A 24,663-nucleotide genomic window follows, 5' to 3' on the forward strand; every position below is an offset into this window, starting at 1 on the left:
TCACCACCATCCGAACCGCTGACCTGCCCCACCTGCACGGCTTCGCCAACGGCCTCGAACTCGACCGCGACGCCGTGAACGCCGCCCTCACCCTCACGCACCACAACGGCCGAACCGAAGGCGTCAATACCCGCACGAAGAGGATCATGCGACAGATGCACGGCCGCGCTGGGTTCGACCTTCTGCGCCACCGCATCCTGCTGCAATGAAGATCACTCAAAGCCACCACCGATTACGGGACAGAGCCGTTTACTGGACACACCCGCTGTAGAGCCCTGCTGTAGCCCCCTGCCCCGTAGGGCACCCGACAGGTGCCCTACGGGTGTCGGCCCATTGACAGTGGGTTACTTTCGGTGAGTGATCCGCCCAGGGTGGATCGAGTCTGTCCGTCTCAGTTTTCGTCTCAGTTCGAGCATGTTCGCGGACGTACCCAGTAGTCCATAATTGCTGGTCAGAGTACTTCGACGGACCTCGGTGAACTGCCACGGATTGGCTTTCCTGGAACTCGTAATGCGTAGGTCAAGGGTTCGATTCCCTTAGGCGGCTCGTAGTTTCACCAGGGCGTCCCTTGATCCCAAGGGGCGCCTTTTTGATCTTCCGTCTCAGTTCCCCCCAAGGCCCGGCCGCACGGTGGCTGGGTGGAGGGCGGCGTTACGTGGTGAGGCCGTGAGGGTAGGCCAGTCATCGGCCGTCAGGGCGCGCCCATGACCGATGCAACGTAGCTGCTCAGCGGGGTTGGGTTCCGTCAGCGCGGCACAGCGCTGCCTGTTTCGGCGACGTCGGCGGTCTTCGGAGGCGTACTCATCGCCGTAAGGAGCGGTGCCCTCCGGCGGTGCGCCGTACGACAAAGAAGGAAATCCGCATGCTCGATCCAGATACGTCATTCCACCGGGTCCGCCGGCGGGAGGGCTACCTGCCGCTGGAGGATCTCGGCCTCATCGGGGACGGCACAACAGCGGCACTGGTCGCCCTGGACGGCTCGATCCCGTGGCTGTGCTTGCCCCGCTTCGACAGCGAACCATTGCTGTGCGGCCTGCTGGATCACGCACGAGGCGGGCACTTCACGGTGACGGTGGAGGATCTGCAGGAGGCTCGGCAGCGCTACGAGCCCGACACCGCGGTGCTGGTAACCGAGTTGCGCAGCTCGACAGGCCTGGTCAGGATCACCGATGCGCTGGCGGTGCGCGCCGGCGCGGATCTCAGCGATGACGCGGGCGCGAGCCGGGCCGAGCTCGTCCGTTCCGCCCAGGTCCTGGACGGGAGCGTCCGTATGCGGGCGGAGCTGCGACCCCGCGGTGGCGGACAAACCCGGCTCCTGGGCAGCGGCCTGGAGGTGCAGGCGTCCCGGCGGCCGGACCTGCGCCTGCATCTACGCTCCAACCGACCCTTGACCGGCCTGCACACCATCCACGACCTGGAACAGGGCGATCGCCTCGATCTCGTGCTGTCCTGGGGCCGTATTCACCGCCACCACCGGTTCGACCCTGAGGCCATGCTGCGCGAGACCGTCGAAGCGTGGCGCCGCTGGATGAGGAGCTGCCGCTACAGCGGCCCCGAAGAACCGCTGGTCCGTCGCGCCGCGATCACGCTGAAGCTGTGCGACGACTGGGTCAACGGCTCGCTGGTCGCCGCCCCCACGTCCTCATTGCCCGCGCCGATCGGCGGCGTACGTAACTGGGACTACCGCTACACCTGGATCCGGGATGCCGCCTTCGCCGTGTTCGCATTGCGCCGCATCGGATTCGACGGCGAGGCTGACGCCTTCCTCGGCTGGGTCCTCGACTCCTTCGAACAGAGCGGCCGGCCGCGGATCATGTACAGCCTCCGCGGCGACCCCGTACCTGAGGAGATCCATGACGCAGACCTGGAAGGCTACCGGCGTTCCGCTCCGGTGCGATGGGGTAACGGCGCGGCCGACCAGCGTCAGCACGACGTTTACGGTGAGGTGCTGGACTGCGCCGACCAGTGGCTACGCTCCGGGGGTGAGATCCAGCCCGCGCTGTGGTCCGGCCTGGCGAAGCTGGCCGATGCCGCCGCGAGCGCGTGGCGGCAGCCGGACCAGGGCATCTGGGAGGTACGCAGCACGGGCCGCGTCTTCACCTACTCGGCCGGAATGTGCCAGGTGGCCCTGGACCGGGCCGCGGCGATCGGCGAGCGGCTCGGCCTGCCCGGACAGGTCACGACGTGGCGCGCCACTGCCGACAAGCTGCGTCAGCTCATCGTGGACCAGTCCTGGAACGAGGACGCGCAGTCCCTGAGCGAACACCTCGACGGCAGCGGCGGGCTCGACGCCAGCCTGCTCGCGCTGCCGCTGCGTAACGTCATCCCGGCCGACCACCCGCGGATGGCGGCCACCACCGCGGCCATCGCCGAACGCCTGTCCGCCGGCGACGGACTGCTCTACCGCTACCTGCACGATCACTCACCCGACGGCCTGCCCGGCGACGAGGGCGCCTTTATGTTGTGCAGCTTCTGGCTGGTCGAGAACCTCGCCCTGCAAGGCCGCATCGAACAGGCCGAGGAACTGTACGCCTCACTGTGCGCCCGGGCCAGCCCGCTCGGGCTGCTGCCGGAGCAGATCGACCCGTCGACGGGCACGTTCATGGGCAACTTTCCCCAGGCCTTCAGCCACATCGGAATCATCGCCGCCGGCGTCAGCCTCGCACGAGCGAAAGCAGGCGTGACAGCATGATCAACCGGCTCGTCATCTTCGGCGCCACCGGCGACCTCAACGCGCGCTACCTGCTTCCGGCACTGGCCGCGCTGTGGACGGCCGGACATCTCGACAACCGCTTCCAGCTGACCTGCGTCGACCGGGCAGACTGGACCGACGAGGGGTTCCGGAGCTGGGCGGCCGAGCAGCTCGACCGGCATTGCCCCTCCTCGCCCGCCGACGTCAGGAAGGCGATCGCCGACTCCGCACGTTACAGGCAGGCGAACGCCACCGACGCCACCGACGTCGCGCCGGCCATCACCGGCGACGGTCCCGTCGCCGTCTACCTCGCCCTCCCTCCAGCGATCTTCCCCGCCACGGTGGCCGCCCTCCGCGGTGCAGGCCTGGTACCGGGCAGCCGGATCGTGCTGGAAAAGCCGTTCGGTGAAGATCTGGACAGCGCTGTGGCGCTGAATCGGCTGCTGTCGGAGGTCGTGCCGGAGCAGGCGGTGTTCCGTGTCGACCACTTTCTGGCCATGACGACCGTCCAGAACGTGCTCGGCAGCCGCCTGGCCAACCGCGTGCTGGAGTCCATCTGGAACAGCGCGCACATCGCCGAGGTGGAGATCGTCTGGGACGAGTCCCTCGCGCTGGAAGGCAGAGCGGGCTACTACGACGGCGCCGGGGCGCTCAAGGACATGGTGCAGAACCATCTGCTCCAGGTGCTGTGCCTGGTGGCCATGGAACCGCCGCTCAGCCTCGGCGAGCGTGACCTGCGCGATCGGAAGATCGACGTGCTGCGCTCGGTACGCCTTCTGACGGACGACGATGTCGTACGCCGCACCCGCCGTGCCCGATATCTGGCCGGTCGCATCGGAGATCGCGACGTTCCCGCCTACGCCGAGGAGGAGGGCGTGGACCCGCGGCGCCGTACCGAGACCTTCGCCGAGGTAGAGCTGAGACTCGAAAGCTGGCGCTGGTCCGGCACGACCTTCCGGCTCCGTACCGGCAAGGCGCTCGGCCATGACCGCAAAGAGGTCGCAGTACGCTTCCGGCCCGTACCGCACCTGCCCCTCGGCCTCAACGAGGAAGCCGCGCCCAACGTGCTGCGCTTCGGGCTGGAGCCGGAGAGCATGACCCTGGCGCTGACCGGCATCGGCACCGGCGCCCACACCCTCGCCCCGCTCACCCTCACCGCGCAGATGGCGCCCCCCGACCTGCCTGCCTACGGCCGGCTGCTGCTGGACGTGCTGCACGGGAACGCGGCCCTGTTCATCCGCGGCGACGAGGCCGAAGAGGCCTGGCGGGTCCTCGCACCGGTCATGTCGGCCTGGTCCAGGGACCTGGTGCCGCTTGTTGAATACCCGGCCGGATCGGACGGGCCTGCTGCAGTGAGGGGCAGCTGATGCGCGGCCTGCGCAGCCAGGCCTGGTGGGACAACGCGGGCAACCCGGAGATGACGGCTCTGTATCTCGAACGCTTTCTCAACTTCGGGCTGACCCCGGCCGAACTCCAGTCCGGCCGGCCGATCATCGGCATCGCCCAGACGGGTAGCGACCTCGTTCCCTGCAACCGCCACCACCTGGCCCTCGCCGACCGGATCAAGGACGGGATCCGCGACAGCGGTGGCATCCCGCTCGAGTTCCCCGTCCATCCGCTGCAGGAGACCGGTAAACGCCCGACTGCCGCGCTGGATCGCAACCTCGCCTACCTCGGGCTGGTCGAGGTGCTGTACGGATATCCGCTCGACGGAGTCGTTCTGACGACAGGCTGTGACAAGACCACGCCCGCGTGCCTGGCTGCGGCGGCGACGGTGAACATCCCGGCCATCGTCCTGTCCGGAGGGCCGATGCTCAACGGCTATCACCAGGGCGAGCGGATGGCCTCATCGGGCTCAGGGTTGGTGATCTGGCAGTCGAAGCGGTTGCTGGCCACCGGGCAGATCGACTACGACGAATTCATGGCGCGCGTGGCCGCTTCCGCGCCCAGCATCGGTCACTGCAACACGATGGGCACCGCGCTGTCGATGAACAGTCTGGCCGAGGCCCTGGGGATGTCCCTACCAGGCTGCGCGGCGATCTCGGCCCCCTATCGCCGGCGAGCGCAGATGGCCTACGACACAGGCCGCCGAGCGGTGGACCTCGTGCGCGAGGACCTCACCCCGCGCAAGATCATGACCTGGCAGGCCTTCGAGAACGCGATCGTGGTCGCCTCGGCCATCGCCGCCTCCACCAACGTGCCCATCCACATCAACGCCATCGCGCGACACGTCGGGGTGCCGCTGTCGATCCAGGACTGGCAACGAGTCGGCGCCGACATCCCGGTGCTGGCGAACGTCGCCCCCGCCGGTGAGTTCCTCGGCGAGGATTTCTACCGTGCCGGCGGTGTCCCCGCCATCATGCGGTCGTTGCTGACGGCAGGGCGCCTGCACGGCGACGCCGTGACCGTCTCCGGCCGTACCGTGGCCGAGAACCTGGCCGATACCCCGCCCGCCGACCCGACGGTCATCCGTCCCTTCGACGAGCCTCTCGCCACGCGCGGCGGACTTCTCATCATGACGGGCAACTTGTTCGACTCCGCGGTCATGAAGACCTCGGTCCTCACCGACGACCTCCGCGCGGTGTCCGACTATCGCGCCATCGTCTTCGACGGGCCCGAGGACTACCACGCCCGCATCGAAGATCCCGAACTGGGCCTGGACGAGGACTGCATCCTCGTCATCCGCTACACCGGGCCGATCGGCTATCCGGGATCGGCCGAGGTCGTGAACATGGAGGTCCCCGCCGCGCTGCTCCGGCGGGGCGTCACCACGTTGCCCACGCTCGGTGACGGCCGCCAGAGCGGCACCTCGGATGCACCGTCCATCCTCAACGCCAGCCCCGAGGCCGCGGCCGGCGGCAATCTCGCCATCCTGCGCACCGGCGACCGCATCCGTATCGACATGGACAACGGGCGCGTCGACGTCCTGCTGCCAGATGAGGAGATCGCCGCGCGGTGGGCTCACTACACACCGCCGGTATTCGAAAACCAGACACCGTGGCAGGAGATCTACCGCTCCACGGTCGGGCAGCTGGACAGCGGAGGCTGCTTGGAACTCGCCCTATCCTACCAGGATCTCGTACACACCAAGGGGATTCCCCGTGACTCGCACTGACGCCAGAGGCGCCATCATGATTGCCGACTCCGACTTCGGCGATGTGGACATCGAACGTGCGATCGTCGAGGGCGCCGGATTCGAGCTGCTCGCCGCACAGTGCAAGAGCGAGGATGAGGTGATCGAAAAGGGCCGGGACGTCGATGGCGTGCTGACCCAGTACGCTCGGGTCGGTTCCCGCGCCATCGACGCGTTCACCCGGTGCCGGGTGATCGCTCGCTACGGCACGGGCGTGGACATCGTCGACGTCGACGCCGCGACCCGGCGGGGCATCCAGGTCACGAACGCGCCGAACGAGTGGTGCGCCGAGGAGGTCGCCGATCACGCCGTCGCGCTCTGGCTGGCCGCCGCCCGCAAGATCTGCGCATACGACCGGGCGACCCGGCAGGGCGTATGGGAGTGGCAAAGCGGGGAGCCGATCTGGCGGCTGCGGGGACGGGTGTTCGGGCTGCTGTCCTTCGGCTCCATCGCACAACTCATCGCTGAACGCGCCAGAGCGTTCGGCGTCGAGGTCTGGGCGCACGACCCGTTCCTCGACGAGTCCGAGATCCGATCGCGCCAGGTGTGGCCGGTGTCCTTCGACCAGCTCGTGGAAGGCGCCGACTACCTCGTGATCCAGGCGCCGCTCACCCCCGAGACACACCACACCTTCGACCCTGCGACGCTCCGCAGGATGAAGCCGACCGCCATCCTCATCAACACCGCTCGTGGCCCGATCGTGGAGGATACGGCGCTCTGCCAGGCACTGACCGAGGGATGGATCGCCGGCGCGGCACTGGACGACCTCGAGGAGGAGCCCGCGAAACAGCGCGACTGGCGTCCGCGCAACCCCCTGTTCACGCTGCCCAACGTGATCGTCACCCCCCACGCCGCCTACTACTCCGAGCAGGCCATCACAACAGTGCGGCGCATCGCCGCAGAAGAGGCCGTACGGGTCCTGACCGGGCAAGGCGCCCGTACCCCGGTCAACGACGTGACGGCCGGCTCTCCCTGAAGAACCCCGGTAGGAGATCGCGCCCCCCGGCGCCCCTCCTGCTGCGCGCTCTCGCCCGGTCGTCCCGCCGCTCCGAGGTGTCGCCCACGGCCGGTTGACCTGCTATGTGACGCAGTTCACAAGCAAGTGAGGAAATAACCGGGGATGCCGTCCCCGTTTGCACGTACGCACCGATCCGGGGAGTTCGTCCCTGGATCGCGTACAAGAGACACAGGGGGACGTCGCCATGGGGACCGTCAGCACGACCGCCGAACGCGGGCACGCCACTCGGATGCGGGCGGACGCGTCGCGCAACCGCGAACGCATCGTGGCCGCCGCGCGCGAGGCGCTCGTCGAGTATGGCGCCGAGGTGACGCTCGACCAGATCGCACGGCGGGCCGGGGTGGGGAACGCCACCATCTACCGGCACTTCGCCGACCGTCCGGAGCTGTTCCGCCAGGTCACGCTGGCGGTCATAGACCGGATCGTCGAGCTGGCCGAATCGGCGCTCGCGGACGAGCCGGACGCGTTCGAGGCGCTGCGGCGCTTCGTGCACGGCGCGGCGGACGAGCGGATCGGAGCCCTCTGCCTGATCATGTCCGAAGGCTGCGAAAGGGCCGTCGCCGAGTTCACCGAGAAACGCGTTCGCCTCGAGCGGGCCGTTCAGGCCATAGTGGACCGGGCGCGCGACGCCGGCCTGCTGCGGCCGGACGTAACCCCCGGCGACATCCTGATCGCACTGCCCAAGCTCACCCGGCCGCTGCCGAACGTCGGGTGCCTGAATCTCGACAGGTTCATCGATCGCCATCTGGAGCTGTTCCTCGACGGCCTCCGCGCTCCGGCGCGGTCCATCCTGCCCGGTGTTGGGGCGACCTTCGAGGACCTCCAGCGGCGCCACACGACCACGACCACTCCCGTCGCCTGAGGTCCCTGGCCTGGCCTCGACACCACACCTTCGACACAGCTCAGCCGGTGAGTTCCTGCCGACCACCTGCTGATCCACATCCTCCGCACCGTGAGTGAGTTGACGCATGCCTGAAACAGCCCAGGTCCTCCCGGACCCCCGGCGCTGGAAAGCCCTCGCATTCATCGCCATAGCCCAACTGATGGTCGTACTCGACGCGACGATCGTGAACATCGCCCTGCCGTCCGCCCAGGTGGACCTCGGCATCTCCGACGGCAACCGCCAGTGGGTGATCACGGCGTACGCCCTCGCCTTCGGCGGGCTCCTCCTGTTCGGCGGCCGTATCTCGGACCTGTGGGGCCGCAAACGCGCCTTCACGGCCGGCCTGATCGGCTTCGCCGCCGCCTCCGCGATCGGCGGGGCCTCGGCCAACGAGGCCATGCTCCTCGGCGCCCGCGCGCTTCAGGGCGCGTTCGGCGCGCTGCTCGCGCCCGCCGCGTTGTCGCTGCTCGCGGTGATGTTCACCGACGCCAAGGAGCGCGCCAGGGCGTTCGGCATCTACGGCGCCATCGCGGGCGGCGGCAGCGCCGTCGGCCTGATCCTCGGCGGCTTCCTCACCGAGTACCTCGATTGGCGCTGGACGTTCTACGTCAACATCCCCTTCGCCGCCATCGCCGTCGTGGGAGCCTTCCTCGTCATCCGCGAGCCCGCAGTCGGTCACAACACCCGCGGTCTGGACATCCCGGGCGTCATCCTGGCCACCCTTGGCCTGGTGTCCCTGGTCTACGGCTTCACCCGCGCCGAATCGGACGGATGGGGCGCGGGCGTGACCATCGGCCTGTTCGTTGCGGCAGTCGTGCTCCTCGCCGCGTTCGTCGTGGTCGAGAGCAGGGTTCGGGCGCCCTTGCTCCCGCTGCGCGTGCTGACCGACCGCAACCGCGCAGGGGTGTACCTGTCGCTGGGGCTCGCCGTCATCGGGATGTTCGGCCTGTTCCTGTTCCTGACCTACTATCTGCAGATCGTCAAGGGGTACACGCCGGTCGTGGCGGGCTTCGCCTTCATGCCGATGGTCGCGGGCATGATCACCGGCTCGACGCAGATCGGCGCCCGCCTGATGAACCGCGTCCCGCCACGCCTGCTGATGGCGCCGGGCTTCCTGGTCGCCGCGATCGGCATGCTCATCCTCACCCGGATGCAGCCCGACAGCTCGTACGCCGGGGTGGTGCTGCCCGCGCAGGTCCTGCTCGGCCTCGGCATGGGCACCGCGTTCATGCCGGCGATGAGCCTGGCGACGTTCGGCGTCCAGCCGCGCGACGCCGGGGTGGCCTCCGCGATGGTCAACACCTCGCAGCAGGTCGGCGGCGCCATCGGCACCGCTCTGCTCAACACCATCGCCGCCAGCGCGGCCACCACGTGGGCCACCTCGCACGCCGCCCAGGCGGGCACGCTCGGCAAGGTCGCCTTCGCCAACCAGGTGGCGGTGCACGGCTACACGGCCGCGATCTGGTGGGCGGTCGGCATCCTGGTGGTGTCCGCGGCCATCGTGCTCACCCTCGTCACCACCAGCGGCCCGGGATCCGCCCAGGCCGCCGCGTCCGACGAGGACGGGGAGGACGGGGAGGACGGGGAGACGGACGCGCCGGCGATCCCGGTGCTCGCCCACTGACCCGCTTCCTGTGAAGAAGGCCACTCCCGATCACGGGAGTGGCCTTCTGTGTGCGTACCCCCCCTTCGGCCTACGCCGGTTCGATGCTGTTCATCAGGTCGGTCGGCGAGCGGGCGAACGCCTCCATCTGGACGAGGCCGCGTTCCTGGGTCTCGCGGACGAGCTCGGCCCGACGGAGCCGGGCGGGAGTTACGCCGTGTACACCTCGAATTCGGAGAGTTGACCGGCGGGCCAGCCGGTGTTGGCGGTGAGGTTCAGCCGGACGTACCGGGCGGACGTCTGGGTGAAGGTGATGGTCGCCGTGTTGCCGGTGGCCGGGTTGAAGGTGTATCCGGCGGAGCCGACGATCGTGCTGAACGTCGTCCCGTTGGTGCTGCCTTGGACCGACAAGGTCTGGGTGCGCGTCGCCCAGGCGGCGGACGGCGGGAGTTTGAGGACTACGCGTCCGATGCTTGCGGCCGAGCCGAGGTCGACCTGGATCCATTGCGGGAAGGCGTTGTTGGTGCTTTCCCAGTAACTGTTGGCGTCGCCGTCGACCGCGTTGGAGGAGGCGAAGTTCTGCGTGTGGCTGCTCTCGGACGTCGCCTTGCCCCGCGCCAGGTTGGGGTCGCCGCCGCCGGGGTCGCCGATCCACGGCGGGGTGGGACGGGTGGCGGTCAGGGCGATCTGGCCCTTGAGCATGCGGCCGCCGTCGCCGGTGAGGCGCAGGTAGTAGTCGGAGGAGCAGCGGATGCCGTCCTCGTCCAGGGCGAGCATGCCGGAGTCGGCCGGGACCGTCGCCAGGGTCTCGGCGCTCTTGGCGATCTGGTTGCCCTCGTTGTACTCGTCGAACATCGAAATGTAGATGCCCTGGGCGCCCAGGCGGACCATGTTGTAGAACTGCCGCCACATGAAGTCGCCGTGGGCGCGCTGGCGGCTCTTGACGTCGCCCGGGAGCACGCACGGCTGGTAGTCGATGCCGTTGGCGTTGCAGTCGGCCTGGTCGGGGACGTTGACGTTGGTGTGGAAGCGGTCGGTGTCGGCGACGTTGCCGATGCGTCCCACCATCCACGGCGAGATCATGTCGAAGGCGTGGTAGACGTCGATGAACCCGGGCCGTGAGTCGTTGATGCCCTGCCGCCAGTAGGTGGGCACGCCGCCGATCACGTAGCAGCCCTGGCTCTTGAACCAGTTGACCACGTCCAGGCAGGGGGCGGGCGGGAAGGGGCGCTGGTTGTCGTTGAAGCCGAATCCCCAGATGCACACCACCGGCTTGCCGTTCTGCATGGCGTACATCGGTGAGGCGGTGTGCGCCTTCATCTTGGTGGTCCAGTCGGTTTTGATCTCCGGCTGGAAGTTCGCCCAGTCCGACACGTCGTACATGATGTAGAACTTGCGGCCGTTGGCCTCGGCGGCGGTGCGCACCTTGGCGGCCATGGCGTCGCGGGTCGGGCCCTCGGCGCCGAACGGGTTGAACCGTTGCAGGGCGGCGGTGTCGATGTTGTTCTCGCGCATCCAGCGGAAGTGGGTGTCGACCGTCTGCTGGTCGTAGGAGGAGAACAGCGTGGCCGGCTGCCCGTTGCCCAGGTTGGCGTACGCGGTGGGATAGGTGCGCGTGTACTCGCGCGTGTCGGGCCAGGCCACGATCGTGGTGTTGCCCGGGGAGGGCGACTGGCCGCCGGTGGCGCTCCAGTGCCACCAGGTGTTGATGGGGGCGCCGTCGCCGATACAGGCGAACCAGCCCTGGTACCCGACGGTGATCTTGCCGACGACGTCTCCGGGAGGGCTCGCCGCGCTCGCCGCGCTGGTCAGCGCGGACGCGAGCTGCGAGGAGCCGACCGCCGCGAGGGCGGAGCCGGACACTACGGAGGTCATGAACCTCCGGCGCGAGACAGTCACGTGCACTCCTCTTCCTTCATGTCCAAAGGCACGTACCGGCACGCGTCGTCCCCGCCGTAACTGCGGACCGGTTGCAATCATTAGACAGAGCCGGATACAGAAGTGCAATAGTCAGAAATATCCTTGTAATTGAGTCGCAAGCACTTGCAATTAGTTGCGTTCACGCTCGCAAACGGGACCGGTCCAACCCGTGCGGGAACGTGCCGCCCGGCGCCCTCGGAGCCGAGAACGTCCTCGCGCGAACGACGACCTCGCGGCGGACCGGGCTTGTGCCCGCGGAATTCCTCGGTGGCGAACCGTTGGTACCGCTCGACCGTGTCGCCGGAGATGGTGTCCTCGATGGTGCCCGCCGTCGACTAGCCGGTCGTGTCCCCCGCCTGCGACATGCGTGCGGCCCCCTTCCGGTCCCCGGCGACATCTCACGCGCGACGAGGCCCACCAGGGGCCGGTCAGCGGTGAGGCTCACCGGGGGTCGGTCAGCGGTCGAGTCGGAACTGGAGGTACATCAGGCGGTTGCGGTCCTCGGGCGACAGCCCGTACGCGTCGGACAGCGCGTCCACGTCGCGGGCGGTCGGGCGTAGGGTGCCCTCCTCGATCCTGCTCACCCGCGACTGCTCGAGGCCCGAGCGGCGTCCGGCGTTGGTGAGGGAGAGGCCGCTGGTCTGCCGGGCGCGCCGCAGTTCCAGGGCGAGCTGCTCGCGTATCCCCACCGGCTTCGCGGGGGGCGCGCCGGCCTGCGCCTGCGCCTCCTGCGCCTGCACCGAGACGGCCGGCGGGACGCCGCCCGAGTCCGGCAGCATGGCGGGGATGACCAGCAACCCGATCGCGAGGACGGCGATGATGGCGCCTCCCGCGATCAGCGCCGCGGTCGGCAGCGCGCTTATCTGATCTTTGATCAGTTGCAGCCCGTCGCCGGCGAACCGGCGGGCGCGATCTATGACCGAGTCCCTGTCCCGTCTCATCCCTTCGACCGTACGGAGTCGGTGATCGCTGACATAGAGCGTCGCCGGTCACTCTTTGCTTTCCTTGTGGCGACCCTCCTGCGGACTACTCCTCGCCGCCGTACCAGTGGGCGCCGTACCAGCGGGCGCCGTACTTCTGCCAGCTCGGCGGCGTCCCGGGCAGGTCGGCGCTGCGGGCGGGCGCGCGCAGGCCGTCCAGGGCGAGGGCCAGCAGGCGGCGGCTCACGTTCCGCTGCTCCGGGGTCCGGCGGCGGGTGCGGCCGAGGTGTTCGACCAGGTACGACACGTCCGGCGGGGCGAGGTCCGGGCGTACGCTGCCGTCGGCCAGCGCGCGCCCGACCAGCGCGTCGATCAGCTCGCGGCCGGTCTTGGCGGCGGCCGCCATCTCGGGGGTGACGGCGATCGTGCCGGCGGCCGGGGCGAGCGCGCCGACGCGGGCCGCGACGCACCGGTGGACGTACAGGCCGATCGCCGACCAGCCGTCGCCGCCGGAGGCCAGCGCCTCGCGGGCGGCGGCGATCGACTCCTCCATCGACAGCAGGCACAGGCGTTGCAGGAGTTCCTCCTTGCTGCCGTAGCGGCGGTAGAAGGTCGCGATGCCCACCCCGGCCCGCTCGGCCAGCGCGGACATGGGCGCGCCCGTCCCCTGCTCGGCGAAGACCGTCCGGGCGGCCTCCAGCACGAGGTGGTCGTTGCGTTCGGCCTCGGCCTGGCGGCCCCGTGGCCGGTCCTGCCGCTCGCCGCCGTCGCGTGTCGTCGGGCTCACGGCGGAAGTCTATTGCTATCGGAGCGGATCGCTCCGATATGTTGTTCCGGAGCGAATCACTCCGATAGAGAGGAGCCGGCATGCGCGCCGTATGGCTGCGGGAGTTCGGCGGTCCCGACACGCTCGTGCCCGGTGAGGCCCCCGACCCGCGTCCCGGCCCCGGCCAGGTCGTGATCGAGGTCGCCGTGATCGGCATCCCGTTCGTCGAGACGCAGGTCAGGTCCGGTTCCGCGCCGGTCCCGCTGCCGCCGCTGCCGATCATCCCCGGCAACGGGGTGGGCGGCACGGTCGTGGAGGCCGGGCCGGGCGCCGACCCCGCGCTCGTGGGCGCGCGGGTCGTGACGTCCCTGAAGGGCTCCGGCGGGTACGCCGAACGCGTCGCGGCGGACACCGGCGGCCTCATCCCCGTGCCGCCGGGCCTGGAACTCGCCGACGCGGTGGCCCTGCTGGCGGACGGCCGCACCGCGATGGGCGTCATGCGCGCGGCGGCGGTCCAGCCGGGCGAGTGGGTGCTGGTGGAGTCGGCGGCCGGGGGCGTCGGCAGCCTGCTCGTCCAGCTCGCCGTCAACGCGGGCGCCCGCGTGATCGCCGCGGCGAGCTCGCCGCGCAAGCTCGACCTGGCCGCCGGGCTGGGCGCCGAGGCGACCGTGAACTACACCGAGGACGGCTGGGGCGCGCGCGTCCGCGAGGCCGCGGGCGACGCGGGCGTGCGGGTCGCGTTCGACGGCGTGGGCGGGGCCATCGGGCGTACGGCGTTCGAGTCGCTCGCCCGGGGCGGCAGGTTCCTCATGTTCGGCGCCGCCGGGGGAAGTCTCACGCACGCGACGATCGCCGAGGTGTTCTGGCGGGGCATCGTGCTGCTCACCGGCAGCCAGTTCTACTCCTCGCCCGCCGACGTCAAGGCCATGGCCGAGGCGGCGCTCGCCGAGGCCGCCGCGGGCCGCCTGCGTCCCGTCATCGGGCAGACGTTCCCGCTGGAGCGGGCCGCCGACGCCCACGCCGCCATCGAGGCCCGCGCCACCCTCGGCAAGACGCTGCTCACCACCACGGAGGCCCGATGACCCTCGCCATCGGGGTCGGCCTGCCCGCCACGGGCCGGGGTTCGGGGTACGACAGGCTCGGCGACGTGCGCGCCCACGCCGTCCGCCGTTCGGGACGGACGTGGGTATAGCGGCACAGATCTGCCGAAAAGCTACCGTTCCGCCGGGCTGGGCGCCCTGGTGTACGCGTTCGACCAGGTCACCTCGGCCAAGGGACGGCTGCTCCTGGCCGCCGTGCCGGTCCACCTGCGGCGGCGGATGCGCATCAGCGGCCTGGAACGTCATCTGGAGCCGCGGGAGACCCTCGATGAGGCCGTGAACGAACTCTCCGAGCTGTGAGCCCGCGGTTCCGGAGAGGTCAGGCGACGCCGATGGAGATGCCGACCCCGCCCCGGGTGTCCGCGCCGTAGCGCTCCTTCTCGCGGGCGATGTCGAGCGGCCGGATGCTGCTGCGCCCGGCGATCGTCTCCTCGGTGATGAGGGACGCCGGGACCAGCCAGGAGACCTCGAACTCCAGCCCGTCGGGGTCCTTGGCGTACAGGGCCTTGGTGGTGGAGTGGTCGGACGCGCCGACGAGCGCGCCGAGGTCGCGCAGCTTGGCGGCGATCTTGTCCAGGTCGTCGAGGGTGTCGACCTCCCAGGCCAGATGGTACAGGCCGACGGTCGCCCGCCCGGCCTCCGAGGGCCTCGCGGCCGGGCCGATCTGGAACAGGCCGAGGTCGTGGTCGTTGTTCGAGCCCGGCGCCTGCAGGAAGGCGGCGCCGGTGAAGCCCATGACGACGCGGAAGCCAAGCGCCTCCTGGTAGAACGCCACACTGCGCTCGACGTCGCGCACGTACAGGACGGCGTGGTTGAGACGGTGGACGGGCATGGCAGCCTCCCGAAATCGTTGAACTCTCAACTAAACTCTAACCCGGGACACTTGAGAGTTCAACCAAGGGTGTCCCCGGCGGCGAGGTCCAGATAGGCGCCGGGGTCGGCGATCACCCGCTGGATCACCTGACCGGCGGCCCCCAGTGTCGCCGCGTCGCCGCCCACCCGCGAGACGGCCAGCGTGGGGACGTGGGCGCGCATCTGCCCGAGCCGCGCGCGCATCGCCTCCGCCGCCGGCCCCGACACCCACGGGAACAGCGGCGCGAAGATGCCGCCGAGCACGATCGTGTCCGGGTCCACCAGGTTCACGGCGGTGGTGAGCGCGACGCCGAGCGCCGCCCCCGCCCGCGCGCAGGCCTTCGCCGCCGCGGGGTCGCCCGCCTGGAGGCGCCTCACCAAGTCGTTGATTCCCTGTCCTGGTGGCACCAACGCGTCCTGGCCGGCATACCGCTCCAGGCAGCCGGTGCCGCCGCACCGGCAGGCGGGCCCGTCCGGCGAGACGACGACGTGGCCGAGCTCGCCCGCGAACCCGTGCGCGCCCCGGAACAGCGCGCCGTCGACCACCAGGCCGGCGCCGATGCCGATCTCCCCCGAGACGTGCAGGAAGTCGCCGAGCGCGGCGCCGGACCCGAACCACAGCTCGCCGAGCGCGGCGAGGTTCGCCTCGTTGTCCACCAGCATCGGGACCGGCAGCGCGAGCGCGCCGGTGACCGCGACGTCCTTCCAGCCGAGGTTGGGTGCGCGGTGGACGCTGCCGGTGAGGCGGTCGACGGGTCCGGGCAGGGCGACGACGCAGCCCGCGACGGCCAGCCCGAGCGCGGCGGCCTCGCCCAGCATGGCGGTGCCGAGGTCGCCCAGCCGCGTGATCACGTCCTGCGGGGACGCCGCCCGGTTGTCCACAGCCTGTGTACGCAGGACGCGCACCGACCGGCTGAGATCGACGACGCACGCGGCGAGGTAGTCGACGTTGATCTCCAGTCCGAGCGCGGCGACGCGGTGCCCGCTCAGGCGCACCGCGACGCCCGGCCGCCCGCGCTCGCCGTCGCGCACCGCGCCGGACTCGACCGCCATGCCCGCCTCGATGAGGTCGCCGACGAGCTTCGACACCGTCGTCTTGGTCAGGCCGGTGTTCTCGGCCAGCGCGGCACGGGTCAGCGGGCCGTGGCGGTCCAGCTCGCCGAGCACCACGGCCAGGTTCCCGGCGCGCATCGCGTCGTGGCGTACGGCGGGTGCCATCAGGGGATCTTCCGGGTTCGGATCACAGCGCCCAGCCCCTTCGGGTGAACTCGTGGACGTGTCCCTCTTGACCAGCTTCGATTACCGGCCGATATTTAGTCCATAACATAGACTAAATCGGGAGACACAAGCGGTGGACGCGTACGCACCCAAGAAGGAAGACAAGTTCACGTTCGGTCTGTGGACGGTCGGCTGGCAGGCCCGGGACCCCTTCGGTGACGCCACGCGCGCCCCGCTCGACCCGGTGGAGTCGGTGCACCGCCTCGCCGAGCTCGGCGCTTATGGCGTGACCTTCCATGACGACGACCTCCTCGCCACCGAGTCCGACCGGGACAAGGCCGTCCAGAGCTTCAAGCAGGCCCTGGCCGACACCGGCCTCAAGGTTCCCATGGCGACGACGAACCTGTTCACCCACCCGGTGTTCAAGGACGGCGGGTTCACCAGCAACGACCGCGACGTCCGCCGTTATGCGATCCGCAAGGTCATCCGCAACGTCGACCTCGCCGCCGAGCTCGGCGCGAAGACCTACGTCTGCTGGGGCGGGCGCGAGGGCGCCGAGTCCGACGCCGCCAAGGACGTCAGGGCCGCGCTCGAGCGCTACAAGGAGGCCATGGACATCCTGTGCGCCTACGTGATCGACAAGGGCTACGACATCAGGTTCGCCCTGGAGCCCAAGCCGAACGAGCCGCGCGGCGACATCCTGCTGCCCACGATCGGCCACGCGCTCGCGCTGATCGGCGAGTTGGAGCACCCCGAGATGGTCGGCCTCAACCCCGAGGTCGGGCACGAGCAGATGGCCGGGCTCAACTTCGTCCACGGCATCGCCCAGGCCCTGTTCCACGGCAAGCTGTTCCACCTCGACCTCAACGGACAGCACGGCCCGAAGTACGACCAGGACCTCGTCTTCGGCCACGGCGACACCAAGAGCGCGTTCTTCCTGGTCGACCTGCTGGAGCACGGCGGCTACGACGGCCCGCGCCACTTCGACTACAAGCCGCTGCGCACCGAGGACGCCGAGGACGTCTGGGTGTCGGCCGCCGCGAACATGCGCACGTACAACATCCTCAAGGCCAAGTCCGCCGCCTTCCGCGCCGACCCCGAGGTCCAGGAGGCGCTGGCCGCGTCCCGCGTGCCCGAGCTGTCCCTGCCGACCCTCGCAGCCGGTGAGAGCATCGACGACCTGATCAACGAACCGTTCGACCTGGACGAGGCGGCCGAGCGCGGCTTCCACTTCACCCGGCTCAACCAGCTCGCCCTCGAACACATCCTGGGGGTCCGGGGATGACCCTGGTCGCGGGTGTCGACTCCTCGACGCAGAGCTGCAAGGTCGTCGTCAGGGACGCCGAGACGGGGGCGCTGGTCCGCGAGGGCCGCGCCTCCCACCCGCCCGGCACCGAGGTCGCCCCGGAGCACTGGTGGAACGCCCTCCAGGAGGCGATCGCCGGCGCGGGCGGCCTCGGGGACGTCGCGGCGCTGTCCGTCGGCGCGCAACAGCACGGCATGGTCTGCCTCGACGAGCACGGCGAGGTCGTCCGGGACGCGCTGCTGTGGAACGACACCCGCTCCGCCCGCGCCGCCGCCGACCTGGTGACGGAGCTGGGCGGGCCCCGGGCCTGGGCCGAAGCGGTCGGCAGCGTCCCGGTGGCGTCGTTCACCGTCACCAAGCTGCGCTGGCTCGCCGAGCACGAACCGGAGAACGCGGCCCGGACGGCGGCGGTGTGCCTGCCGCACGACTGGCTGACCTGGCGCCTGGCCGGGGCGCCGGGCATCGGCGCGATCACCACCGACCGCGGCGACGCCTCGGGCACCGGCTACTGGTCGCCCGCGACCGGCACCTACCGCTCCGATCTGCTCAAGCTCGCCGCCGGGAACGCCCCGATCGTCCCGCGCGTCCTGGAGCCCACGGGCCAGGCGGGCGAGGCGGGCGGCGTGCGGCTGGCGCCGGGCACCGGGGACAACATGGCCGCGGCCCTCGGGGTCGGCGCCCTGCCCGGCGACGTCGTCGTGTCGATCGGCACCTCGGGGACGGCCTTCGCGGTCGCCGAGACGCCGTCCCACGACGAGTCCGGCGCGGTGGCGGGCTTCGCGGACGCGACCGGGCGGTTCCTCCCGCTGGTGTGCACGCTGAACGCCGCCCGCGTGCTCGACGCGGTGGCCAACGTGCTCGGCGTGACCTCGGCGGAGTTGTCCGACCTCGCGCTGAGCGCCCCCGCGGGCGCGGACGGCCTCGTGCTCGTCCCGTACCTCGAAGGGGAGCGGACGCCGAACCTGCCCGACGCCACCGGCTCGGTGCACGGGCTGCGCCTGGACAACTCCACCCCGGCCCACTTCGCCCGCGCGGCGGTCGAGGGGATGCTGTGCGGGCTGGCCGACGCGCTGGACGCGCTCGGGCTCGACCCCGCCCGCGTGCTGCTGATCGGCGGCGGGGCAAGGTCGGAGGCGGTGCGACGGATCGCGCCGTCGGTGTTCGGGCGTCCCGTCCTGGTGCCCCAGCCGGGGGAGTACGTCGCGGACGGCGCGGCGCGGCAGGCCGCCTGGCTGCTGTCCGGCTCTGCGGAACCGCCCACGTGGGCCGCCGGGACGGCCGAGACGTTCGTGGCGGACCCGGTGCCCGAGGTGCGCGCGCGGTACGCAGAGGCGGCCGCCGTCTGAGTGCCCTGTTCGACGAGGTTCGACGAGGTTCGACGACCCTGTGAGCTCGCGACCCTGAGGCGGACCCGGACCGCCTCAGGGGTCGAATCAGGGGTGGCACCGGATGTTGACGGCGATCGTTGCGAGTCAGTCTGGATGCATGCTCTCCCTGAGAAGGCCTTATCCCCTTATAGCCGGTACCGGCATGGTGGTCGGGTCCGTCATGCTGGCGGCCGGCCAGTTCGGCGCCCCGTCCGGCAGGATCGACCTGACGATCGGCCGGTACGCGGCGCTGGACCAGGACGGGTACACCACGATCGCGCTGGCGTTGTTCGGATTGTCGGCCGTGGTGCTCGTCGCCGGGATGCGGGCGGTCCGGGCGCCCGTCTCGGGGTGGCCCGAGCGCCTGATGCTCGGATGGGCGGGCGCGCTGACCGGCGCGGCCGTCATGGTGGGCACCGCGGTGGCCGACGTCCTGGTGGTGGCCGCGCTGATGTGCCTGGCGGGGGCCTCGGGGCTGATGGCCCGCCGGTTCGGCGAGGACGCGCGCTGGCGGGCGGTGGCCCGGCCGCTGGAGTGGTTGGCGCTCGGCGCGGGCGGCGCGCTTGCCGTGCTGATCTACGTGACGCTTCCCGGTCACGAGGTCGTGATCGGCCTGGTGGAATGGGTGCTCTTCGGGATCGACGTCGCGGTGCTGGCCGTCCCGCTCGTCCACCTGGCGCGGACGGCCTGGCCAGAGCACGCCGCGGCGGGGGCCCTGGATGCCGCGACGAGGAGCGCCTTGGATACCGCGACACGGAGCGGCTTGGATACCGCGACGAGGAGCGCTTTGGAAGCCGCCACCAGGAGTGCCCTGGAAACCACTACAAGGAGTACAGGTCGGGCTACTGCGGTGCTAAGCCGACACTAGCCACCGAAGCGACCAATATCACAAATGTATCAAGACGAGCGCCTGTCACAATGCTAGTCTCATCGGCGATCTTCACCCCTCGGCTGCCGGTCCATCACGGCACCCCGCCGACCGATGAGGTGTCATGGCATCGAGCAGGTCCGTCCGCTTCAAGATCACCGCATCGCTCGTGATCCCGCTGCTCTCCCTTGCCGCCCTGTGGATCTTCGGGGCCAGCGTCACCACCAGAGAGTCCGACAACCTGCTGTCGGTCGCCGCCCTCTACGAGCACATCGGCGGGCCCGGGGACGAGCTCACCACCGCCCTGCAACGCGAGCACGTCATCTCCGCCGAGTACCTCGGCGCCCGCTCCCAGCGCAACCGTGACGCGTTGATCGCGCAGCGGCAGCGCACCGACGAGTACCGCGAACGCATGCGCCGCCTCTCGCTCAACCAGGAGGCCCAGGCCGACCTCACCACCCCCGCGATGCGCACCGGATTCGCCGACGCCATCGCCGCGCTGGACCACGTCGACACCACCCGCTCGTCCGTCGACATCGGCTCCATCGACCAGGTCACGCTCACCCGCGAGTTCGCGCGCTTCCCCGACGCCATGCAGAAGCTCGTCAACGCCATGAGCCGCATCAACGACGTCTCCCTCTACCAGCACTCGCGCGGGCTCATCTCGATCGCCTACTCCAAGGACTTCCTGGCACGCGAGCGCGCGCTCGTCGCCGGGGCGCTCATCGCCGGCAGAGAGCTGTCGCCCGCCGAGCAGCGGCTGTTCGCCCAGCTCACCGCCCACCGCCGGTTCCTCTTCGACCAGGGGCTGCCCGACCTGCCGGACGACGTCCGCGCCGCCTTCGACGAGCTCGCCGCGTCCGAGGGGTACAAAAGGTTCGAGGTCATGGAGGACACGCTCCTGGCCGGCACCGGGCTCCGCTTCCCCCACTCCCTGTGGCGGGGCGTCGCCGACGAGCTCGAAGGCTCGTACCAGAACACCATCACCTGGGCCAGCGGCACGCTCGTCTCCGCCGCCCGGCCCATGGCCCTTGGGACGCTCGTCCAGGCCGGGCTCGCCGGCGTGCTCGGGCTGATCGCCGTCGTCGCCTCGCTCGTCGTCGCCATCCGCGTGGGACGCGGCCTGACCAGGGAACTCGCCGAACTGCGCGCCTCCGCCACCGACCTGGCGAGCGTACGGCTGCCGCGCCTGCTCGAACGCCTGCGGCGCGGCGAGACCGTCGACGTGGACGAGGAGGCGCCGCCCTTCACCGTCCGCTCCACCACCACCGAGGTGCGCGACGTCGGCGCCGCGTTCGGCACGCTTCAACGGACCGCCGTGGTCAGCGCAGCCGAGCAGGCCCGCATCCGCGACGCCTCGGGGCGCACGCTGCGCAACCTCGCGCGGCGCAACCAGTCGCTGCTCCAGGCCCAGCTCAAGCTGCTCGACGGCCTGCAACGCGACGTCGAGGACCCCGACACCCTGCGCGACCTGTTCCGCGTCGACCACCTCACCACCCGCATGCGCCGGCACGCCGAGGGGCTGGTCATCCTGTCCGGCGGCACGCCCGGCCGCATCTACCGCGAGGACGTCCCCGCCGTGGACGCCGTGCGCGCCGCCGTCTCCGAGGTCGAGGACTACACGCGGGTCCGCGTCCACCCCGTGCCGGACGTCACCATCGCCCGCGACGCCGCCGCCGACGTCATCCACCTGTGCGCCGAGATCATCGAGAACGCCGCCGTGTTCTCCCCGCCCACCACCGAGGTGTCGGTACGCGGCGAGCTCGTCGCCCGCGGCCTCGCCATCGAGATCGAGGACCGCGGGCTCGGCATGTCCGAGGAGGACCAGGAGGCGCTGAACCGCAGGCTCTCCAGCCCGCCCGAGTTCGACCCCGCCGAGACCGAACGCCTCGGCCTGCACGTCGTCGGCCGGCTCGCCGCACGCCACGACATCCACGTCGAGCTGCGAGGCTCCCCGTACGGCGGGACTACGGCGATCGTCCTCCTCCCCGAGTCCCTGATCACGCAGCACGGCGACGGCGAGGCGGCCTCCTCGGAGGGACCTCCGGAGTCCTCGAAGCGGCCCACCGGCACCTCGCCCACAGGAGGGCTGCCCCGGCGGGTCCGCAACGCCTCCCTCGCCCCGCAGCTCGCCCAGGAACAGCCGGGTTCCGGTAGGGCGGACGTACCCGACCAGGCACGGCCGAACGACGCCATGCCCGGGCAGACCGAGAAACGATCACCAGAAGAGACCAGGGCGCTGCTGAACTCCCTCCAGCCGGGCTGGCGGCGAGGCCGGGCCGACGGCGAGCGCGGCGGCGAGAAAGGGTGACATGTCGACGGAGCTGAACTGGCTGCTGGACGACTTCGTGACTCGCGTGGCGGACGTCCGCCACGCGATCGTCCTGTCCACCGACGGGCTGCGCGTCGCCGCCTCGGGAGGGCTGCTCCGCGAGGACGCCGAACACCTCTCCGCCGTCGCCGCCGGCTTCCAGAGCCTGGCCAAGGGCGCCGCCCTGCGCTTCGACGGCGGCGCCGTCCGCCAGACCATCGTCGAGATGGAGTCGGCCCTCCTCTTCGTCACCTCCGCCGGCGACGGGAGCTGCCTCGCCGTCCTCAGCACGATGCACGCGAACGCCGGCGTCATCGCCTACGAAATGGCCCACCTGGTCACCAAGACGGGCCGCCACCTCACCACGCACCCGAGAGGCGCCACACGATGAGACAACCAAGGCGCCCCGTCACGCGTCCGAGGGACATCAGATGAGCGAAGTACGGCAGAGCAGCGGCATGCACCGGGGGCGCCAGGTGATGGAAGTACGGGAGTGGACCGGCACGCACTCGGGGAGCGCCCGGTGACGGAAGAACCGCAGTGGATCGACGACGGCCCCGTCCTGCGCCCGTACGCCCTGACCCGAGGCCGCACACCACCCCCCGCGTCGTCCTTCGACCTGCTCGCGCTCATCGTCTCCACCAGTACGGACGAGCCCCCCGCCGGAACCGACCTCGGCCCCGAGCACCTTCGCCTGCTCCACCTGGTCCGCAGGGCCAGGCGCGTCGCCGACCTCGCCTCCGACCTGAACCTCCCTCTCGCCGTGACCCGCCTCCTCCTCTCCGACCTCCAATCCCGGAACCTCATAACCGTCCGGCCCCCGGCCATGGAGAAGATCCCCGACGCCGCCCTCCTCCACGAGGTGCTCAAGGGCCTTCAGGCGCTGTAACTCTTTCGTCCGGCCGCGCCTGCCGTTCAGGTCCAGGTCCCTGCGTGGCCACGCTCGCCCGTTACGGTCCAGCCGTTACCTTGGAAGCGGTTGGTTGGAGACAGAATGGAACCCGTAGGCGAGCAGCGCGGCGTCGGGCGTCGTGCGCTGCTTCAGGCCGCACTGACCACCCCCGCCGTCGGCGCCATCGCGGCGACGATGGGCGCCTCTCCGGCGAGCGCAGACCGCGACGGCGGCGATGGCGAGCGAGGCGAGGGGCGCTTCGACGAGCAGAGCCCCCGTTTCGCGTTGGCGGTGATGCCGGACACCCAGTACCTTTTCGACGCGGACAGCGCCGATCCCACACCCCTGCTGGGGACGTTCAAGTATCTGGTCGCGGAGCGCGAGGACGCGAACATCGCGTTCATGACGCATCTCGGCGATGTCACCGAGCACGGCACCGACCAGGAACTCGATCTCGCGGACAAGACGTTCCGCGCCATCGACAAGAAGATGCCGTACAGCATCCTCGCCGGGAACCATGACGTCCACTCGGACGACCAGCGCGGAGACTCGCCCTACCTGCGCGTCTTCGGGCCGCAGCGCTTCGCCAAGTCACCGACGTTCGGCGGCGCGTCTCCGGACGGCTACAACAGCTACCACGTCATCAAGGCGGGCGGGCGGCCGTGGCTGATCCTCGCCCTCGACTGGAGGCTGTCGGACAAGGGGTTGCAGTGGGCGCAGAGCGTCCTCGACGCCCATCGCACGCTCCCGGTCATCCTCACCACTCATGAACTGGTCGCGGCCGACGAGAGCGGCAAGGCTTCCCTCTCCGGCTATGGGAAGCAGTTGTGGGACCGGTTCATCCGCAAGAACGACCAGATCTTCCTCACGCTCAACGGCCACTTCTGGCCGCCCGGCCGCACGACCCTGAAGAACGACGCCGGGAACGACGTCCACGCCCACATCACGAACTACCAGGACCGCTACTACGGCGGTGCGGGCATGATCCGCCTGTACCACTTCGACCTCGTCCGCAACGTCATCGACGTCGAGACGTTCTCGCCGTGGTTCCTCGCCCGCGATCCGCAGCGGCGAACCCCCCTGGAGGCCGAGACGCTGGAGCTCACCGGCCCGGTCGACCGCTTCAGCGTCGAGATCGACTTCGAGGCGCGCTTCCAGGGATTCGCGCCCGTGGTGCTCCCCGCGCCGCGCCCGGCGAGCGCCGTCACGCCCCGGGGAACCGTGGCGTACTGGCGCTTCGACGCGGCAGGGATTCCCGGAGCCGGAACGGCGGGGAGCCCGATCGCCCCGGGTACGGTCGTCCGCGATCTCACCGGTCAGGGCAACGACCTGGTCGTCCAGCGGCTGAACTCGAGCGCGCCCGGGGTCCTCACCTGGTCGACCGAGCACCACACCGGACAGCCCGCGCACGCCAGCCTGCGTTTCGACGGCGGCAAGAACCCCGACCGGGGCGCGATTCTCGAGGCCGTGGCCGGCGCCCCCGTCAACAGTATGAAGTTCCGCTCCGGCTACACGATCGAGGCGTTCGTCAAGCTGCCCGCTCCCTTCCAGGGCGACCACGCCTGGATGGGCATCCTGAGCTGGGAAGGCCGTAACGGTGACGCCGGTAAGACCAACGGCTGGTCCCGGGACGAACCCACCTGCAGCCTGAACCTGTCCCCCGAACGCTTCGTGCAGTACGTCGTCTACCCGGACGTACAGGACGCGAGCCCCACCTCCTGGAGCCACGCCGTGCCCACGGGGGAGTGGATGCACCTCGCGGTGGTCAACAACGGCCAGGCGACGGTGATGTACGTGAACGGATCCAAGATCGC

Annotated in this window: 20 protein-coding genes and 1 pseudogene; 16 read left to right on the forward strand and 5 right to left on the reverse strand. The window is 70.3% G+C overall.

Annotated elements, in window-relative coordinates; translation table 11 throughout:
- The 7 genes and pseudogenes from AB0M95_RS37990 to AB0M95_RS38020 all read left to right on the forward strand — a co-directional run.
- A pseudogene (locus AB0M95_RS37990) lies at positions 1-209 on the forward strand (ISL3 family transposase); the annotation flags it as partial.
- Between the two features lie 653 nt (positions 210-862).
- On the forward strand, positions 863-2,692 hold the full coding sequence (locus AB0M95_RS37995) for a glycoside hydrolase family 15 protein (RefSeq protein WP_363775677.1): 1,830 nt from the start codon (positions 863-865) through the stop codon (positions 2,690-2,692).
- Entirely contained in the window at positions 2,689-4,059 is a 1,371-nt protein-coding gene (locus tag AB0M95_RS38000; RefSeq protein WP_363775680.1) for a glucose-6-phosphate dehydrogenase, read from the forward strand. The genes AB0M95_RS37995 and AB0M95_RS38000 overlap by 4 nt, the downstream gene beginning before the upstream one ends.
- Positions 4,059-5,807: an IlvD/Edd family dehydratase gene (locus AB0M95_RS38005; protein WP_363775683.1), complete on the forward strand. Its 1,749-nt coding sequence runs from the start codon at positions 4,059-4,061 to the stop codon at positions 5,805-5,807. The genes AB0M95_RS38000 and AB0M95_RS38005 overlap by 1 nt, the downstream gene beginning before the upstream one ends.
- 16 nt (positions 5,808-5,823) lie before the next feature.
- On the forward strand, positions 5,824-6,801 hold the full coding sequence (locus AB0M95_RS38010; protein ID WP_363775686.1) for a C-terminal binding protein: 978 nt from the start codon (positions 5,824-5,826) through the stop codon (positions 6,799-6,801).
- A 226-nt stretch (positions 6,802-7,027) separates the two neighbouring features.
- On the forward strand, positions 7,028-7,705 hold the full coding sequence (locus tag AB0M95_RS38015) for a TetR/AcrR family transcriptional regulator (protein WP_363775689.1): 678 nt from the start codon (positions 7,028-7,030) through the stop codon (positions 7,703-7,705).
- Positions 7,706-7,811: 106 nt separating this feature from the next.
- Entirely contained in the window at positions 7,812-9,350 is a 1,539-nt protein-coding gene (locus tag AB0M95_RS38020; RefSeq protein ID WP_363775691.1) for an MFS transporter, read from the forward strand.
- Between the two features lie 189 nt (positions 9,351-9,539).
- On the opposite strand, the gene AB0M95_RS38025 is transcribed toward AB0M95_RS38020, so the two are convergent.
- The 3 genes from AB0M95_RS38025 to AB0M95_RS38035 all read right to left on the reverse strand — a co-directional run bounded on the left by AB0M95_RS38025 (position 9,540) and on the right by AB0M95_RS38035 (position 12,956).
- Entirely contained in the window at positions 9,540-11,228 is a 1,689-nt protein-coding gene (locus AB0M95_RS38025; RefSeq protein ID WP_363775694.1) for a discoidin domain-containing protein, read from the reverse strand.
- 476 nt (positions 11,229-11,704) lie between these two features.
- Complete coding sequence (locus AB0M95_RS38030) at positions 11,705-12,190, reverse strand: helix-turn-helix transcriptional regulator (protein ID WP_363775697.1); 486 nt, start codon at positions 12,188-12,190, stop codon at positions 11,705-11,707.
- Positions 12,191-12,275: 85 nt separating this feature from the next.
- On the reverse strand, positions 12,276-12,956 hold the full coding sequence (locus AB0M95_RS38035) for a helix-turn-helix domain-containing protein (protein ID WP_363775699.1): 681 nt from the start codon (positions 12,954-12,956) through the stop codon (positions 12,276-12,278).
- Positions 12,957-13,036: 80 nt separating this feature from the next.
- Here AB0M95_RS38035 and AB0M95_RS38040 point away from each other — a divergent pair, with 80 nt between their 5' ends.
- Positions 13,037-14,017, forward strand: coding sequence for a zinc-binding dehydrogenase (locus AB0M95_RS38040; RefSeq protein ID WP_363775702.1), 981 nt, complete (start codon positions 13,037-13,039; stop codon positions 14,015-14,017).
- Positions 14,018-14,164: 147 nt separating this feature from the next.
- A complete protein-coding gene (locus tag AB0M95_RS38045; RefSeq protein ID WP_363775726.1) occupies positions 14,165-14,335 on the forward strand; it encodes a hypothetical protein in 171 nt (56 codons plus the stop codon).
- A 19-nt stretch (positions 14,336-14,354) separates the two neighbouring features.
- On the opposite strand, the gene AB0M95_RS38050 is transcribed toward AB0M95_RS38045, so the two are convergent.
- Both AB0M95_RS38050 and AB0M95_RS38055 read right to left on the reverse strand, forming a co-directional pair.
- Positions 14,355-14,867 (reverse strand): VOC family protein, encoded by a 513-nt coding sequence (locus AB0M95_RS38050; RefSeq protein WP_358518569.1) that lies wholly within the window; start codon positions 14,865-14,867, stop codon positions 14,355-14,357.
- A gap of 59 nt (positions 14,868-14,926) precedes the next feature.
- Positions 14,927-16,105 carry an ROK family transcriptional regulator gene (locus AB0M95_RS38055; RefSeq protein ID WP_363775705.1) on the reverse strand — a complete coding sequence of 393 codons (1,179 nt, stop codon included), beginning with the start codon at positions 16,103-16,105 and terminating at the stop codon, positions 14,927-14,929.
- A 133-nt stretch (positions 16,106-16,238) separates the two neighbouring features.
- On the opposite strand from AB0M95_RS38055, the gene xylA reads away from it, so the two are divergent.
- From xylA to AB0M95_RS38090, 7 genes are all read left to right on the forward strand, one after another.
- Entirely contained in the window at positions 16,239-17,390 is a 1,152-nt protein-coding gene (xylA, locus tag AB0M95_RS38060) for a xylose isomerase (RefSeq protein ID WP_363775708.1), read from the forward strand.
- Positions 17,387-18,757 (forward strand): xylulokinase, encoded by a 1,371-nt coding sequence (gene xylB / locus AB0M95_RS38065; protein WP_363775711.1) that lies wholly within the window; start codon positions 17,387-17,389, stop codon positions 18,755-18,757. Before xylA ends, xylB begins: the two co-directional genes overlap by 4 nt.
- Before the next feature lie 184 nt (positions 18,758-18,941).
- A complete protein-coding gene (locus AB0M95_RS38070; RefSeq protein WP_363775714.1) occupies positions 18,942-19,646 on the forward strand; it encodes a DUF998 domain-containing protein in 705 nt (234 codons plus the stop codon).
- A 124-nt stretch (positions 19,647-19,770) separates the two neighbouring features.
- Complete coding sequence (locus tag AB0M95_RS38075) at positions 19,771-21,957, forward strand: nitrate- and nitrite sensing domain-containing protein (protein ID WP_363775717.1); 2,187 nt, start codon at positions 19,771-19,773, stop codon at positions 21,955-21,957.
- Between the two features lies 1 nt (position 21,958).
- Positions 21,959-22,348 (forward strand): roadblock/LC7 domain-containing protein, encoded by a 390-nt coding sequence (locus AB0M95_RS38080; RefSeq protein WP_358518553.1) that lies wholly within the window; start codon positions 21,959-21,961, stop codon positions 22,346-22,348.
- A gap of 132 nt (positions 22,349-22,480) precedes the next feature.
- Entirely contained in the window at positions 22,481-22,846 is a 366-nt protein-coding gene (locus AB0M95_RS38085) for a DUF742 domain-containing protein (protein ID WP_363775721.1), read from the forward strand.
- Between the two features lie 105 nt (positions 22,847-22,951).
- Positions 22,952-24,663: LamG-like jellyroll fold domain-containing protein (locus AB0M95_RS38090; RefSeq protein WP_363775724.1), on the forward strand; the 1,712-nt coding region annotated here is incomplete at its 3' end.

Origin of the sequence: Sphaerisporangium sp. NPDC051017 (assembly GCF_040683095.1) — a bacterium.
GTDB lineage: Bacteria > Actinomycetota > Actinomycetes > Streptosporangiales > Streptosporangiaceae > Sphaerisporangium.

What these genes read in the sequence shown, in the direction of transcription:
- AB0M95_RS37995 (WP_363775677.1), top strand. Translation starts at nt 863, where the DNA reads ATGCTCGATCCAGATACGTCATTCCACCGGGTCCGCCGGCGGGAGGGC.
- AB0M95_RS38000 (WP_363775680.1), top strand. Translation starts at nt 2,689, where the DNA reads ATGATCAACCGGCTCGTCATCTTCGGCGCCACCGGCGACCTCAACGCG.
- AB0M95_RS38005 (WP_363775683.1), top strand. Translation starts at nt 4,059, where the DNA reads ATGCGCGGCCTGCGCAGCCAGGCCTGGTGGGACAACGCGGGCAACCCG.
- AB0M95_RS38010 (WP_363775686.1), top strand. Translation starts at nt 5,824, where the DNA reads ATGATTGCCGACTCCGACTTCGGCGATGTGGACATCGAACGTGCGATC.
- AB0M95_RS38015 (WP_363775689.1), top strand. Translation starts at nt 7,028, where the DNA reads ATGGGGACCGTCAGCACGACCGCCGAACGCGGGCACGCCACTCGGATG.
- AB0M95_RS38020 (WP_363775691.1), top strand. Translation starts at nt 7,812, where the DNA reads ATGCCTGAAACAGCCCAGGTCCTCCCGGACCCCCGGCGCTGGAAAGCC.
- AB0M95_RS38030 (WP_363775697.1), bottom strand. Translation starts at nt 12,190, where the DNA reads ATGAGACGGGACAGGGACTCGGTCATAGATCGCGCCCGCCGGTTCGCC.
- AB0M95_RS38040 (WP_363775702.1), top strand. Translation starts at nt 13,037, where the DNA reads ATGCGCGCCGTATGGCTGCGGGAGTTCGGCGGTCCCGACACGCTCGTG.
- AB0M95_RS38050 (WP_358518569.1), bottom strand. Translation starts at nt 14,867, where the DNA reads ATGCCCGTCCACCGTCTCAACCACGCCGTCCTGTACGTGCGCGACGTC.
- AB0M95_RS38055 (WP_363775705.1), bottom strand. Translation starts at nt 16,105, where the DNA reads ATGGCACCCGCCGTACGCCACGACGCGATGCGCGCCGGGAACCTGGCC.
- xylB (WP_363775711.1), top strand. Translation starts at nt 17,387, where the DNA reads ATGACCCTGGTCGCGGGTGTCGACTCCTCGACGCAGAGCTGCAAGGTC.
- AB0M95_RS38070 (WP_363775714.1), top strand. Translation starts at nt 18,942, where the DNA reads ATGGTGGTCGGGTCCGTCATGCTGGCGGCCGGCCAGTTCGGCGCCCCG.
- AB0M95_RS38075 (WP_363775717.1), top strand. Translation starts at nt 19,771, where the DNA reads ATGGCATCGAGCAGGTCCGTCCGCTTCAAGATCACCGCATCGCTCGTG.
- AB0M95_RS38080 (WP_358518553.1), top strand. Translation starts at nt 21,959, where the DNA reads ATGTCGACGGAGCTGAACTGGCTGCTGGACGACTTCGTGACTCGCGTG.